The sequence below is a fragment of the Streptomyces sp. NPDC030838 genome, assembly GCF_055572035.1.
In genome coordinates this window covers 130730-144125 of sequence record NZ_JBVIED010000017.1, presented here as the reverse complement: position 1 = coordinate 144125, position 13396 = coordinate 130730, and the positions used below count along the sequence as shown (strand labels likewise).

The 13396-nt window shown below is 72.3% G+C and carries 14 protein-coding genes; 10 read left to right on the top strand and 4 right to left on the bottom strand.

What is annotated here, in order from left to right; translation table 11 throughout:
- Positions 1-96 precede the first annotated feature (96 nt).
- From ACZ42A_RS33855 to thpD, 5 genes are all read left to right on the top strand, one after another.
- Positions 97-1197 (top strand): pyridoxal-phosphate-dependent aminotransferase family protein, encoded by a 1101-nt coding sequence (locus ACZ42A_RS33855; protein WP_468531139.1) that lies wholly within the window; start codon positions 97-99, stop codon positions 1195-1197.
- A 378-nt stretch (positions 1198-1575) separates the two neighbouring features.
- Positions 1576-2106 (top strand): diaminobutyrate acetyltransferase, encoded by a 531-nt coding sequence (gene ectA / locus ACZ42A_RS33850; protein ID WP_468531138.1) that lies wholly within the window; start codon positions 1576-1578, stop codon positions 2104-2106.
- Between the two features lie 13 nt (positions 2107-2119).
- Positions 2120-3391 carry a diaminobutyrate--2-oxoglutarate transaminase gene (ectB, locus tag ACZ42A_RS33845; protein ID WP_468531137.1) on the top strand — a complete coding sequence of 424 codons (1272 nt, stop codon included), beginning with the start codon at positions 2120-2122 and terminating at the stop codon, positions 3389-3391.
- A gap of 20 nt (positions 3392-3411) precedes the next feature.
- Complete coding sequence (locus tag ACZ42A_RS33840) at positions 3412-3816, top strand: ectoine synthase (RefSeq protein ID WP_468531136.1); 405 nt, start codon at positions 3412-3414, stop codon at positions 3814-3816.
- Positions 3817-3823: 7 nt separating this feature from the next.
- The gene (gene thpD / locus ACZ42A_RS33835) at positions 3824-4726 is read left to right on the top strand and encodes an ectoine hydroxylase (protein WP_468531135.1); all 903 of its coding nucleotides are present in this window, start codon (positions 3824-3826) and stop codon (positions 4724-4726) included.
- A gap of 83 nt (positions 4727-4809) precedes the next feature.
- Here thpD and ACZ42A_RS33830 read toward each other — a convergent pair whose 3' ends face one another.
- The 4 genes from ACZ42A_RS33830 to ACZ42A_RS33815 form a co-directional block, all read right to left on the bottom strand.
- Positions 4810-5874 carry an aminotransferase class V-fold PLP-dependent enzyme gene (locus ACZ42A_RS33830; RefSeq protein WP_468531134.1) on the bottom strand — a complete coding sequence of 355 codons (1065 nt, stop codon included), beginning with the start codon at positions 5872-5874 and terminating at the stop codon, positions 4810-4812.
- 114 nt (positions 5875-5988) lie between these two features.
- Positions 5989-6705, bottom strand: coding sequence for a DsbA family oxidoreductase (locus ACZ42A_RS33825; RefSeq protein WP_468531222.1), 717 nt, complete (start codon positions 6703-6705; stop codon positions 5989-5991).
- A gap of 79 nt (positions 6706-6784) precedes the next feature.
- Complete coding sequence (locus tag ACZ42A_RS33820; protein ID WP_468531133.1) at positions 6785-7279, bottom strand: GNAT family N-acetyltransferase; 495 nt, start codon at positions 7277-7279, stop codon at positions 6785-6787.
- 144 nt (positions 7280-7423) lie between these two features.
- The gene (locus tag ACZ42A_RS33815; protein WP_468531132.1) at positions 7424-8953 is read right to left on the bottom strand and encodes an aldehyde dehydrogenase (NADP(+)); all 1530 of its coding nucleotides are present in this window, start codon (positions 8951-8953) and stop codon (positions 7424-7426) included.
- A 147-nt stretch (positions 8954-9100) separates the two neighbouring features.
- Here ACZ42A_RS33815 and ACZ42A_RS33810 point away from each other — a divergent pair, with 147 nt between their 5' ends.
- From ACZ42A_RS33810 to ACZ42A_RS33790, 5 genes are all read left to right on the top strand, one after another.
- Entirely contained in the window at positions 9101-9874 is a 774-nt protein-coding gene (locus ACZ42A_RS33810) for an IclR family transcriptional regulator (protein ID WP_468531131.1), read from the top strand.
- Between the two features lie 2 nt (positions 9875-9876).
- Entirely contained in the window at positions 9877-10350 is a 474-nt protein-coding gene (locus ACZ42A_RS33805; RefSeq protein ID WP_468531130.1) for a GNAT family N-acetyltransferase, read from the top strand.
- A 77-nt stretch (positions 10351-10427) separates the two neighbouring features.
- Positions 10428-11438: a hypothetical protein gene (locus ACZ42A_RS33800; protein WP_468531129.1), complete on the top strand. Its 1011-nt coding sequence runs from the start codon at positions 10428-10430 to the stop codon at positions 11436-11438.
- The gene (locus tag ACZ42A_RS33795; RefSeq protein WP_468531128.1) at positions 11435-12685 is read left to right on the top strand and encodes a sensor histidine kinase; all 1251 of its coding nucleotides are present in this window, start codon (positions 11435-11437) and stop codon (positions 12683-12685) included. Before ACZ42A_RS33800 ends, ACZ42A_RS33795 begins: the two co-directional genes overlap by 4 nt.
- Complete coding sequence (locus tag ACZ42A_RS33790) at positions 12682-13359, top strand: response regulator transcription factor (RefSeq protein ID WP_468531127.1); 678 nt, start codon at positions 12682-12684, stop codon at positions 13357-13359. Before ACZ42A_RS33795 ends, ACZ42A_RS33790 begins: the two co-directional genes overlap by 4 nt.
- The last annotated feature ends 37 nt before the right edge of the window (positions 13360-13396 follow it).

Here is a 13396-nt window from a genome sequence, read left to right as displayed (position 1 = left end):
GTCAGGGGGCGGGACAGGGGGCGGCCGGGAGACATGCCGCGGCTACCCTCGTCTGCGTCCACCCGTGAGCGAAGAGTGACCTGAGAGAGCGCCGCCGTGACCCACCCCTTCCTCGACCTGCCCCCGCTGACCGCCGCGCGCTTCGCCGCGATCGAGGACCGGGTCGCCCGGCTGCTGGACACCCGGCAGGACGTCGTGATCATGCAGGGCGAGGCGCTGCTGCCGCTGGAGGGCGCGATCCGGGGCACCGCCGGGCCGGGCACGACCGCGCTGAACGTGATCACGGGGCCGTACGGGCAGACCTTCGGGGACTGGCTGCGCGACTGCGGGGCGACGGTGTACGACCTCGCCGTGCCGTTCCACACGGCGGTGACCGCCGAGCAGGTCCGGGAGGCCTTCGCCGAGCACCCGGAGATCGACTTCGTCTCCCTGGTGCACGCCGAGGCGGCGACCGGCAACACCAACCCGGTCGCGGAGATCGGCGAGGTGGTCCGGGAGCACGGCGCGCTGTTCTACCTGGACGCGGTCGCTTCCGTCGGCGCCGAGCCGGTGCTGCCGGACGCGTGGGGCGTGGACCTGTGCGTCATCGGGGCGCAGAAGGCGATGGGCGGCCCGGCGGGTGTGTCGGCGGTGTCGGTGAGCGAGCGGGCGTGGGCCCGGATGGCGGCGAACCCGCGCGCGCCGCGCCGCTCCTACCTCTCCCTGCTGGACTGGAAGGAGCGCTGGGTCGACGGCGGCCGCAAGGCGCTGCTGCACGCGCCGGCGCAGCTGGAGATGCTGGCGCTGGAGGCGTGCGTCGAGCGGATCGAGGCGGAGGGCCTGGAGACGGTGATGGGCCGCCACCGGTCCGCCGCGGCGGCGGCCCGCGCGGGGGCGGTGGCCCTCGGCGGGGGCCTGGAGCCGTACGTCCACCAGGCGGCGGAGGCGGCTCCCGTGGCGACGACGCTGCGCGCCCCGGCGGGCGTGCCCGCCTCGGACCTGGTCGGCCGCGCCCTCGCGAGCGACCCCGCGCTGCCGCTGGCCGCGGGCGGCGGCGCCCTGGCCAAGGAGATGATCCGGGTCAACCACTACGGGCCCGACGCGACGCCGGGGGCGGTGCAGGCGAGCCTCGCGGCGCTGGGCGCCGCGCTGGCCGAGCAGGGCGTCACGGTGGATCTCGAGGCGGCTCGGCGTGCGGCGGAGGGTGCGTGGGCCTGACCGCGGCCGGGCCGTCGCAACGGCCACGCGTGCATCGTTCGGGAACATATTGACGGGTTTACCGGAGACTGAATTCCCGTCCTTTATATAAACCAAATCCGGGGTAGCTTCCCGTATTCTTCTGCCCCGTTTCCCCGACCCTAAACGCAAAGATTCTGCGAACGCGAACAGGCGTGATTCGGGCAGATCTCGTGAGGGTTACGCGGCTGTGACGCGTTCCACACCACATCCCTTTTGCGCGGTATGTGACGGGCAAAACCGCACATAGCGCACCCAGCTCGCGCGACCGTACGCGCCCGCGTGATAACACAGGACGCCTTCACACCCAACCCCCTGCGGCCATGCAATTTTGAATTCCACTCGCTAAATTCAATTCGCATGACTGCCGCACCAGCAGACACATCAGCAGACCTGCACATCGACCGCCCGTCGGTGGCGGACGGAGCCGCTTTCTGGCGGCTCGCCAAGGAATCCGGAACCCTCGACCTGAACTCCTCCTACAGCTATCTGCTGTGGTGCCGGGACTTCGCCGCGACCTCCGCGGTGGCGCGCGACGGCTACGGGGAGCCCATCGGGTTCGTCACCGGGTATCTGCGGCCGGACCGTCCGCGGACCCTGCTCGTGTGGCAGGTGGCCGTGGACGCCGCGCACCGCGGCCGCGGGATCGCGGCCCGGCTGCTGGACGGGCTGGCCGCCCGGGTGGCCGCGGAGCACGAGGTGATCTGCGTGGAGACCACGATCACCCCGGGGAACACCGCCTCGGAGCGGCTGTTCACCTCCTTCGCCGCCCGGCACGGCGCCCGCGTGGAGCGTGAGGTCGTGTTCGACACGCCCCTGTTCCCGGACGGCCCGCACGACCCCGAAGTCCTGTACCGCATCGGCCCGTTGACCCCCCACCTCTCGCACTGAGGAGCGATTCGTCGTGACCATCACCCAGCCCGACCTGAGCGTCTTCGAGACCCTGGAGTCCGAGGTGCGCAGCTACTGCCGCGGCTGGCCCACCGTCTTCGACCGGGCGCACGGCAGCCGTATGTACGACGAGGACGGCCACGAGTACCTCGACTTCTTCGCCGGGGCCGGTTCGCTGAACTACGGCCACAACAACCCGGTACTGAAACGGGCGCTGCTCGACTACCTGGAGCGGGACGGCGTCACCCACGGCCTCGACATGTCGACCACCGCCAAGCGCACCTTCCTGCAGACCTTCCAGGACCTGGTGCTGCGCCCGCGCGACCTGCCGTACAAGGTCATGTTCCCGGGCCCGACCGGCACCAACGCCGTGGAGTCCGCGCTGAAGCTGGCGCGGAAGGTGAAGGGGCGCGAGGCGATCGTGTCGTTCACCAACGCCTTCCACGGGATGTCGCTCGGCTCCCTCGCCGTGACCGGCAACGCCTTCAAGCGGGCCGGCGCGGGCATCCCGCTGGTGCACGGCACGCCCATGCCGTTCGACAACTACTTCGACGGCACGGTGCCGGACTTCCTGTGGTTCGAGCGGCTGCTGGAGGACCAGGGCTCCGGGCTCAACAAGCCGGCCGCCGTGATCGTGGAGACCGTGCAGGGCGAGGGCGGCATCAACGTGGCCCGCCCGGAGTGGCTGCGGGCGCTCGCCGATCTGTGCGCGCGGCAGGACATGCTGCTCATCGTCGACGACATCCAGATGGGGTGCGGCCGTACCGGCGCCTTCTTCTCCTTCGAGGAGGCGGGCATCACGCCGGACATCGTCACCGTGTCCAAGTCCATCAGCGGCTACGGGCTGCCGATGTCGCTGTGCCTGTTCAAGCCGGAGCTGGACGTCTGGGAGCCGGGCGAGCACAACGGCACCTTCCGCGGCAACAACCCGGCGTTCGTCACGGCCAGCGCCGCCCTGGAGATGTACTGGACCGACGGCTCCGCCATGGAGAAGCAGACCCGGGCGCGCGGCGAGCAGGTCGAGCAGGCGCTGATCGCCGTCACCGAGGAGAACCTGGCCGACGTCAAGGAGTACCGGGGCCGGGGGCTCGTGTGGGGCCTGGAGTTCCACGACAAGGGCCGGGCCGAGCGGGTGGCGCGCCGCGCCTTCGAGCTGGGGCTGCTGATCGAGACCTCCGGCCCGGAGAGCGAGGTCGTCAAGCTGCTGCCCGCCCTCACCATCACCCCCGACGAACTGGACGAGGGGCTGACCACGCTCGCCCGCGCCGTCCGTGAAACCGCCTAGCCAGGAGGCTGTGAAAGACCATGATCGTCCGTTCCTTCAAGGACATCGAAGGCACCGACCGGCACGTGAAGGCCGCGTCCGGCACGTGGGAGAGCAAACGCATCGTCCTCGCCAAGGAGCGGGTCGGCTTCTCGCTGCACGAGACGATCCTCTACGCGGGCACCGAGACGTCGATGTGGTACGCCAACCACATCGAGGCCGTCGTCTGCGTCGAGGGCGAGGCCGAACTCACCGACCACGAGACCGGGCAGAGCTACACGATCACGCCCGGGACCATGTACCTCCTGGACGGCCACGAGCGTCACACGCTGCGCGTCAAGGAGGACTTCCGCTGCGTCTGCGTGTTCAACCCGCCGGTGACCGGCCGGGAGGACCACGACGAGAACGGCGTCTACCCCCTGCTCACCGAACCCGAGGAGGTGTGAGAACCCCATGACCACCACCACGAACACGACCGTCACCGATCTCTACCCGACCCGAGGCACCAGCGAGGCGCTGATCCCGCGTCAGGACCCGGTCGTCTGGGGCGCCCCGGACACCCCCGGTCCGATCGCGGCGCCCGGCCTCCAGGCGTTCGAGCGCGACGGCTTCCTCGCCGTCGACCAGCTCATCACCGAGGACGAGGTCGCCGTCTACCGGCAGGAACTGGAGCGGCTGATCACCGATCCGGCGATCCGCGCCGACGAGCGGTCGATCGTCGAGCCGAAGTCGCAGGAGATCCGGTCGGTCTTCGAGGTGCACCGGATCAGCGAGGTCTTCGCGAACCTGGTGCGCGACGAGCGGGTCGTCGGCCGGGCCCGGCAGATCCTCGGCTCGGACGTGTACGTCCACCAGTCGCGGATCAACGTCAAGCCCGGTTTCGGCGCGAGCGGCTTCTACTGGCACTCCGACTTCGAGACCTGGCACGCTGAGGACGGTCTGCCGAACATGCGGACGGTGTCCGTCTCGATCGCGCTGACCGAGAACTACGACACCAACGGCGGACTCATGATCATGCCCGGGTCGCACAAGACCTTCCTGGGCTGCGCGGGTGCCACGCCGAAGGACAACTACAAGAAGTCCCTCCAGATGCAGGACGCGGGCACGCCGTCCGACGAGGCGCTGACCAAGCTGGCCTCCGAGTACGGCATCCGGCTGTTCACCGGGAAGGCCGGCTCGGCGACCTGGTTCGACTGCAACGCCATGCACGGCTCCGGCGACAACATCACGCCGTTCCCGCGCAGCAACGTCTTCATCGTGTTCAACAGCGTGGAGAACGCGGCGGTGGAGCCGTTCGCCGCGCCCGTGCGCCGGCCGGAGTTCATCGGGGCGCGGGACTTCACGCCGGTCCGGTGAACCCGGCCGGGGGTCCGGGGGTTGCCCCCGGGAAACACAGCATCGGGGCGCGGGACTTCACACCGGTGCGCTGACCGGACCGGTCAGCCGGACAGCGCGTCCAGCAGACGGTCCACGTCGGCGGCCGTGTTGTACAGGTGGAAGGCCGCGCGCAGGTTGCCCGCGCGGTTGGAGACCTCGATGCCCGCCTCGCTCAGCTCCGGCTGACGGGAGCCGAGGCCGGGCACCGAGACGATCGCCGATCCGGGAGCGGGCACGGGCTCGTGGCCGAGCGCCGCGAGCCCGGCCCGGAACCGGTCGGCGAGCGCCACGTCGTGGGCGTGGACGGCGGACACGCCGAGTTCCTCGATCAGGTCGAGGGAGCGGCGCAGGCCCGCGAAGGTGAAGAGGGCGTGGGTGAGGTCGAACCGCCGGGCGCTGTGGGCGTATTCGGCCACCGGCCCGTAGCAGCTGTCCCACGGCTTCTCCGCCGCGACCCAGCCCGCCAGCAGCGGGGTGAGCCCGCCGAAGTCCTCCGGGACGACGAGGAAGGCCGTGCCGTGCGGGCCGAGCAGCCACTTGAAGGACACCGAGACGGAGAAGTCGTAGGCGTCGGCGTCCATCGGCAGCCAGCCGGCCGCCTGGGAGAAGTCGACGTAGGTGCGCGCCCCGTGGGTGCGGGCCGCCTCGCGCAGGGCGGCCAGGTCGGCGATCCGCCCGTCGGCCGACTGGACGGCACTGACCGCGACGAGCGCGGTGCCGGGGCGGACGGACTCGGCGATCCGCTCCAGCGGGACCGTGCGGACCTTGAGGTCGCCGCGGACGTGGAAGGCGTTCAGCACGGAGGTGAAGTCGTCCTCGGCGGTGAGGACTTCGGCGCCGGCGGGCAGCGAGGCGGCGATCACCCCGGTGTGCGCGGCGACCGACGCGCCGGCGGCGACCCGCGCGGCCGGGACGCCGGCCAGCCGGGCGAAGGCGGCCCGGCAGGCCTCGACGTCCTCGTACAGCGAGGTCAGCGGCCTGCCCTCGGCCCGCAGCAGCGCCGCCTCGTGCAGGGCGGTGACGGTGCGGGCGGGCAGCAGGCCGTTGCTCGCGGTGTTCAGGAAAGTGGACTTGGGGCTGAACTCGGCACGGACGAGGTCGTCGAAGGCGCTCGCGGAGATCTCCATGGCTCCACTGTGGGCCCGGAACGTTCTCTCGTCCATTGCGAATTTTTTCGCAGTTTCTCTAAGAGACGCTTATGGATCAGCCCCGACCTGCGGCTTGGCCGCCGTCAGCTGCCGTTACGACGGCTGAGGCACCGCGCATCCGTCCGGACCGCACGCGTCGGCGTCCCCCTGGTCGATGAGGGTGAGCGGCGAACGCTCTCCCCAGGCCTGCTGGAGGGCCTGGCCGAAGACCTCGGCGGGCTGCGCGCCGGAGATGCCGTACTTCCGGTCGAGGACGAAGAACGGCACACCGGTGGCACCCAGCTGGGCGGCCTCCTGCTCGTCGGCGCGGACCTCGGCGGCGTAGGCCTCGGGGTCGGCGAGCACGGCACGGACCCCCTCGGCGTCCAGCCCGGCGGCGACGGCGATCTCCACCAGCCGCTCGGTGTCGTCGAAGACGGACCGCTCCTCGGCGAAGTTGGCCTCGTACAGCAGCTGGATCAGCTCGCCCTGGCGGCCGTACTCCTTGGCGTGGTGGAGCAGCCGGTGCATGTCGAAGGTGTTGCCGTGGTCCCGGCCGCGGGTGCGGTAGGCCAGGCCCTCGGCGGCGGCCTGGGCGCCCAGGTTGTCCTCGGCGGCCTCGGCCTGCGCCTCGGAGATGCCGTACTTGCGCGCCAGCATCGGAATGACCGGCCCGGTGTCCCCCTTGGCCCGCCCCGGGTCCAGCTCGAACGACCGGTGCACCACCTCGACCTCATCCCGGTGCGGGAAGGCCGCCAGCGCCTTCTCGAAGCGGGCCTTGCCCACATAGCACCAGGGACAGGCGATGTCGCTCCAGATCTCGACGCGCATCTTCTCGGCTCTCCAGCTCATCCGTACTCGGCACGGAGACTCCCTCCGCGAAAGTACGTGAACCTTCAACCGGCCGGATTCATTCCCCGCCGACCGCGAACCGCAGCCGCAGATGGTGTCCGGGCTCGCTCCCGGGATCGGGCACCCAGCCCTGCCGGGCGTAGAAGGCCTGGGCGCGCGCGTTGTCCCCATGCACCCGCAGTACGGCCGTGCGCCGGCCGTCGGCCCGCCACTGCTCGACGCAGGCGGCGTGCAGAGCCGTTCCGACACCGGTCCGCCAGTGATCGGGATCGACGTGGAACTGGAACAGTTCGACCGTCTCCGCGCCGGCGCCCTCCGGCGTCCGGAAGGAGGCGAGCCCGACCACGCGCCCGCCCTCCACGGCGCACAGCACATGCCCGTCCGGCCGTTCGACGGCGGCCCGCCAGGCGGCGGACCAGTCGGTGCCGTCGTCGGGGATCCCGTCCGGGTAGTACGTGGCCCGGGCGCGGGCGTGCAGCGCGACGAGGGTCTCGGTCTCGGCGGGCACGGCGGTACGGATCACCGGGGCGGCGCCGACACGATTGCTGATCATGCAGGGGAGGACGCGACTCCGGCGGGCGCGGTTTCAGCCGGGAGGCGCAAGGGGTGCGGGGCTGTATCGATATGCGGCTCCGCCGCGTGGGCGCGACAAGCCACACACAACCCGCACCCCGAAGCACACCGCACCCCTACGGCGCTACCGCTCCAGCACCCCGTTGAACCGCCGGGGCAGCCCCAGCGGATTCTCGTCCCGAAGCTCCTGCGGCAGCAGCGCCGCAGGCGTCCCCTGATAGACAACAGGCCGCAGCCACCGCTCGATCGCGGTCCCGCCCACCGACGTGGACGTCGAAGTCGTCGCGGGGTACGGCCCACCGTGATGCTGGGCGGGCGCCACCGCGACACCCGTCGGCCAGCCGTTCACCAGCACACGCCCGGCGAGCGGCGTCAGCTCGGCCAGGAGTTCCGCGCCCCGCCCCGCACCGGCGGCCTCCTCCGCCGACAGGTGAACCGTCGCCGTGAGGTTGCCGGGCAGCCGGGACAGCACGGCCTTGGCCTCGTCGGGGTCCTGATAGCGGGCGACGACCGTCACCGGCCCGAAGCACTCCTCCAGCAGCAGGTCGTGCTCCCCTTCCTCCGCCAGCTTCCCGGCCGGCACGGTCAGGAAGCCCGGGGCGACGGTGTGCTCCCCGCCCGCGCCCGGCGTCACCGGCGCCTCGACGTCCGGGAGTTCCGCCCGCTCGGCGACCCCGGCGACGAAGTTGTCCCGCATCCGGTGGTCGAGCAGCACTCCGGCGTCGACGGCGCTCACCGCGTCCGTGAGCGACTTGACGAGCTGGTCGCCGGCGTCACCGGCCGGCGCGAGGACCAGACCCGGCTTCACACAGAACTGACCGACGCCCAGCGTCATCGAGCCCGCGAGCCCGGTGCCGATCGCCTCCGCGCGCTCGGCCGCCGCGGCCTCGGTGACGAGGACCGGGTTGAGGGAGCCCAGCTCACCGTGGAAGGGGATGGGCACCGGACGGGCGGCCGCCGCGTCGAAGAGGGCACGGCCGCCTCGTACGGAACCGGTGAACCCGGCCGCGGCGACCAGCGGGTGCTTGATCAGTTCGATGCCCGCCTGGAAGCCGTGCACCAGCCCCAACACGCCCACGGGGATGCCGTGCTCGGCGGCGGCCTCCCGCAGCACCCCGGCGACCTGTTCGGACAGCGCCGGGTGGTCGGGGTGGGCCTTGACGACGACCGGGCAGCCCGCGGCCAGCGCGCTCGCGGTGTCGCCGCCCGCGACGGAGAAGGCGAAGGGGAAGTTGGAGGCGGAGTAGACGGCGACGACGCCCAGGGGGACCTTGTAGCGGCGCAGGTCGGGGATGGGCGGGGTGGCCGTGTCGTCGGGGTGGTTGATGACGACGTCGAGGAAGGCGCCCTCGTCGACGATGTCCGCGAAGGCCCGCAGCTGGTAGCAGGTGCGGGCGAGTTCGCCGGTCAGCCGGACCGGGCCGAGCGCGGTCTCGGCGTCGGCGGTCTCGACGAGCCGGTCCTTGGCGGCCTCCAGCCGGCCGGCGGCGGTGCGCAGGAAGGCGGCGCGGACCGTGCGGTCCGTCAGCGCGCCGCGGGCCTCGTGCGCGGCGCGGACGGCGGCGTCCACCTCCTGGGCTGTGGCCTCCACCGCAACCTGTTCACGCTGCTTCCCGGTACGGGGGTCGACACTCCAGACTGGTGCTGCTGCCACCGCGGGTCCCTCCACACATGTATTGCCGCAGTATTTGGGTCATCCACTGGGTCATCCACCAGGGTCGTTCGATATACTGAACGCTGTCTCTGATGATGAATACGCATGTCGGAGACTATTTCCCGTCGAACGAAGGGGTCAAGGGCGATGTCGGCAGGCGAGACGGGCGGCGGGGCGCAGGTCAAGTCGGCGGTACGGACGGTCGAACTCCTCGAGTACTTCGCCGGACGCCCCGGGATGCACTCCCTCGCATCGGTCCAGGAGGCCGTCGGGTACCCCAAGTCCAGCCTGTACATGCTGCTGCGCACCCTCGTCGAACTGGGCTGGGTGGAGACCGACGCGACCGGCACGCGCTACGGCATCGGGGTGCGGGCGCTGCTGGTCGGCACCTCGTACATCGACGGCGACGAAGTCGTCGCGGTCGCCCGGCCGACCCTGGACCGGCTCTCCGACGACACCACCGAGACCATCCACCTGGCCCGCCTGGACGGCACCAACGTGGTCTATCTGGCCACCCGCCAGTCCCAGCACTATCTGCGCCCGTTCACCCGGGTCGGCCGGCGCCTCCCCGCCCACTCGACCTCTCTGGGCAAGGCCCTGCTGAGCACGTACAGCGACGAGCAGGTCCGCAAGATGCTCCCGGAGACGCTGCCCGCGCTCACCGAGAACACCATCACCGACCGGGAGAAGCTCATCGAGGAGCTGCACCAGGTGCGGGAGCAGGGGTACGCCGTCGACCGCGAGGAGAACACGCTGGGGCTGCGCTGCTTCGGCGTGGCGATCCCGTACCGCACCCCGGCCCGCGACGCGATCAGCTGCTCGATCCCGGTGGCCCGGCTCACCCCCGCGCACGAACAGATGGTCAAGGACGCCCTGTTCGACGCCCGGGACCGGCTGACCCTGGCGACGCGGAGGCTCTGACCGTGAAGGTGGCACTCCGTCCGGTGCACGACAGCGACCTGCCGGTCTTCTACCGGCAGCTGAACGACCCCGAGTCCCTGTGGATGGCCGCGTTCACCCCCGAGGACCCGGCCGACTGGTCCGCCTTCGAGGCCCGCTGGCAGCGCCAGCGCTCCTCCCCCGACGTGCACGCCCGCACGGTGCTGCTCGACGGTGACGTCGTGGGGAACGCGGCGGTGTACGGCGAGCCCGGCGAGCGCGAGGTCACCTACTGGGTGGACCGTGCGTACTGGGGGCGCGGCGTGGCCACGGCCGCCCTGCGCGCCCTGCTCGCCGAGGTCCCCGAACGCCCGCTGTACGCCCGCGCGGCGGCCGACAACGCCGGGTCGCTGCGCGTGCTCCAGCGGTGCGGATTCCGGGTGCGCGCCCGGGAGCGTGGTTACGCGCAGGCGCGCGGCGAGGAGATCGACGAGGTCGTGCTGAAGCTGGAGGGCTGACGTCTCCCCCGTGCGGCGGAGGCGGATCGTCGTGGGGCAGGACGTGTGTGGTGCGGTCCGCGCGGGAGCGTAAGGCCATGACGCAGACAGTCGCCGTTTCCGCCCCGACCGGCAGCTCCCCCGCCCCCTCCGACCGGCCCCGCAGGATCCTGCGGGCCGTCGCCGTCGCCGCGTGCGTGCCGTATCTGAGCCTGAAGGTCGCCTGGCTCGCCGGGAGCCGGATCGGGATACCCGACGGCAGCGCGCTGCTGGAGCACCGCACCGCCGTGGCCGTGGCCAACGGCGTCACCGTCCTGATGGACGCGTGCGTGATCGTGCTGGCTTTGATGCTGACCCGGCCGTGGGGCCTGCGGCTGCCCGCGTGGCTGCTCGCGGTCCCCGTGTGGGTGGCGACCGGCCTGCTCACCCCGATCATGACCGGCTACCCGGTGCAGCTCCTCGTCAGCGCCTTCGGCGGAACCGTGGACACGACCGACGACGGGGGCGAACCGTTCCTGCACAGCTGGGTGTTCGGCGTCGTCTACGGCGGTTTCATCGTGCAGGGCCTCGCCCTCGGGGCGCTGTTCGCGCTCTACGCCCGGGACCGCTGGGGGCATCTGTGGCAGGGCACGGTGTGGGACCTGCCGCGGGCCGTCCTCGGCACCGCCGCCCAGAAGACGGCCGCCGTCGCCGCCGCCGTCCTCGCCCTGCCACCGCTGACCGCGCATCTGCTGTGGGCCTGCGGCGGCACCTACGGCCTCAACGACGATCTGATCGCCGACCGGTCCGGCGACTTCCACATCGTGGAGGCCCAGTCCGCCGTCTTCCTCGCCGTCGCCGTCGCCGCCGGCCTGACGCTCGCCTTCCGCCGCGGCCTCGCGCTGCCGGTGAAGGTGCCGCTCGCCCTCGCCTGGATCGCGTCCGCGGCCGCGGCCTGCTGGGCGGGCTGGCAGGCGGTGGCCTCACTGGTGCTCACGGAGAGCGCCGCGGAACGGCCCACGCCGCTGATGAACCTCACCTACGCTGGCGGCATGATCGCCGGCATCCTCGTCGCGGGCCTGGCCGTCCGCTTCCTCGTCGCGCGCTCGGCCGGCCGGCGTACGACGTGAGCGCGTTCACCCGGGCCCTGTTCGGGCGGCGGGCGCGCCGGCGCTGGATCCATCTGATCCTCGGCGGCGCGCTCGCCATGCCGTACGTCTTCGTCGGCCAGCTGATCGTCGGACCCGCCACCGACTCCCGGTACGTCTTCCAGGACCTGTTCCTGCAACTCGCCTCGTTCGCCCTCGGGCTGCCGCTCGCCGCCGTCACCGCGCTGTTCCCGCTGACCCGGCCCCTGGAGTCGGGCGCCGTGCGCTGGCTGTGCGGGGTGGACGCGGACCGGCTCGCCTACGGCCCCGCCCGCACCCGCGCCGCGAAGGGCAGGACGGCGGCCTGGTTCACCCTGCATCTGGGGCTGGGCGGGATCATCTCCGGGATGTCGCTGGCGGTGCCGCCGTTCGCCGTCTTCCTGATCCTGCTGCCCGCGCTCGCCGGGCTCCGCGTGGAACAGGCCGAGCTGCCCGAATCCCTCGACCAGGCCTGGGTGTTGGCGCTCTCACCGGTTGCGGGCGTGGCATGTCTGGTCGCGCTGGCGGCCTGCGCCGCCGGGTGCGGCGCGCTGCTCGCCCGCTGGGCGCCCGCGCTGCTCGGACCGGCGCCCGAGGACCTGCTGGCCGCCGCCGAGCGGCGCGCCGCCGACCTGGCCGTGCGCAACCGGCTCGCCCGCGAGCTGCACGACTCCGTCGGTCATGCGCTCAGCGCGGTCACCCTCCAGGCGAGCGCCGCCCGCCGGGTGCTGGACAGCGACCCGGAGTTCGTCCGTGAGGCGCTGGCGGCGATCGAGGACACCACTCGGCGCACGGTCGGCGAACTGGACGCGCTGCTGGGCGTGTTGCGGGACGGCGACGCGCCCGGCACGGCCCCCGCGCCGACCCTCGGCGCCGACCTGGACGGCCTGCTGCGCCGCACCCGCGCGGGCGGCCTGCGGGTGGCCTGCGACCTCGGCGTCGATCCGGCCGCGCTGCCGCCGCTGCTGTCCCGCGAGGCGTACCGCATCGTGCAGGAGGGGCTGAGCAACGCCCTGCGGCACGGCGGCGACGGCGCCCGGGTGGCGCTGCGGATCGCGCGGGCCGGCGACCGGCTGGAGATCACCGTCGAGAACCCACTGGCCGGAGACGCCCCGTGCCGCCCCGGCGGCGGGCACGGCCTGCGCGGCATCGCGGACCGGGCCCGGCTGCTGGGCGGCAGCTCCGAGGCCGGCCCGGCCGACGGGCTGTGGCGACTGCGCGTACGTCTGCCGATGAAGGGACCCGTATGAGCGACACCACCGATACGACCGGCCCTCTGCGCATCGTCCTCGCCGACGACGAGCGGATGGTCCGCACCGCCCTGCGCGCGATCCTCTCCGCCGAGCCGGACCTGGAGGTCGTCGGCGAGGCGGCGACCGGCGCGGAGGCGGTGTCGGTGGTCCGGGAGCTGCGGCCCGACGTCGTGCTGATGGACGTACGCATGCCGGAGATCGACGGCATCCGGGCCACCGAGCAGATCCTCGCCGGTCTCGACGCGCCGCCCCGGATCGTGGTCGTGACCACCTTCGAGAACGACTCGTATGTGTACGACGCGCTGCGCGCCGGTGCCGCCGGGTTCCTGCTGAAGCGGGCGGACGCGGACGCGCTGGTGCAGGCGGTCCGGCTGGTCGCGCGCAGCGACACCCTGCTCTTCCCGTCGGCCGTCCGGGCGCTGGCCGTACGGCACGCGGACGCGCACCCCGCGCCTGCGGCGTGGGTGACGAAGCTCACGGCCCGGGAGAGCGAGGTGCTGCGGCACATGGCGACCGGGCTCACCAACGCGGAGATCGCCCGGCGGATGGAGGTCGGTCCGGCGACGGTGAAGTCGCACGTGGCGGCGGTCCTGGCGAAGACCGGCGCCCGGGACCGCACCCAGGCGGTGATCGCGGCGTACGAGGCGGGGTTCCTCAAGCGCGACGGGTGAAGGATTCCGAGCGAGGGGTGAGCTTTCCTGAGCGAGG

Coding starts and splice junctions, on each gene's coding strand:
- ectA (WP_468531138.1), top strand. CDS start 1,576: ATGACTGCCGCACCAGCAGACACATCAGCAGACCTGCACATCGACCGC.
- ACZ42A_RS33840 (WP_468531136.1), top strand. CDS start 3,412: ATGATCGTCCGTTCCTTCAAGGACATCGAAGGCACCGACCGGCACGTG.
- thpD (WP_468531135.1), top strand. CDS start 3,824: ATGACCACCACCACGAACACGACCGTCACCGATCTCTACCCGACCCGA.
- ACZ42A_RS33830 (WP_468531134.1), bottom strand. CDS start 5,874: ATGGAGATCTCCGCGAGCGCCTTCGACGACCTCGTCCGTGCCGAGTTC.
- ACZ42A_RS33825 (WP_468531222.1), bottom strand. CDS start 6,705: ATGCGCGTCGAGATCTGGAGCGACATCGCCTGTCCCTGGTGCTATGTG.
- ACZ42A_RS33820 (WP_468531133.1), bottom strand. CDS start 7,279: ATGATCAGCAATCGTGTCGGCGCCGCCCCGGTGATCCGTACCGCCGTG.
- ACZ42A_RS33810 (WP_468531131.1), top strand. CDS start 9,101: ATGTCGGCAGGCGAGACGGGCGGCGGGGCGCAGGTCAAGTCGGCGGTA.
- ACZ42A_RS33800 (WP_468531129.1), top strand. CDS start 10,428: ATGACGCAGACAGTCGCCGTTTCCGCCCCGACCGGCAGCTCCCCCGCC.
- ACZ42A_RS33790 (WP_468531127.1), top strand. CDS start 12,682: ATGAGCGACACCACCGATACGACCGGCCCTCTGCGCATCGTCCTCGCC.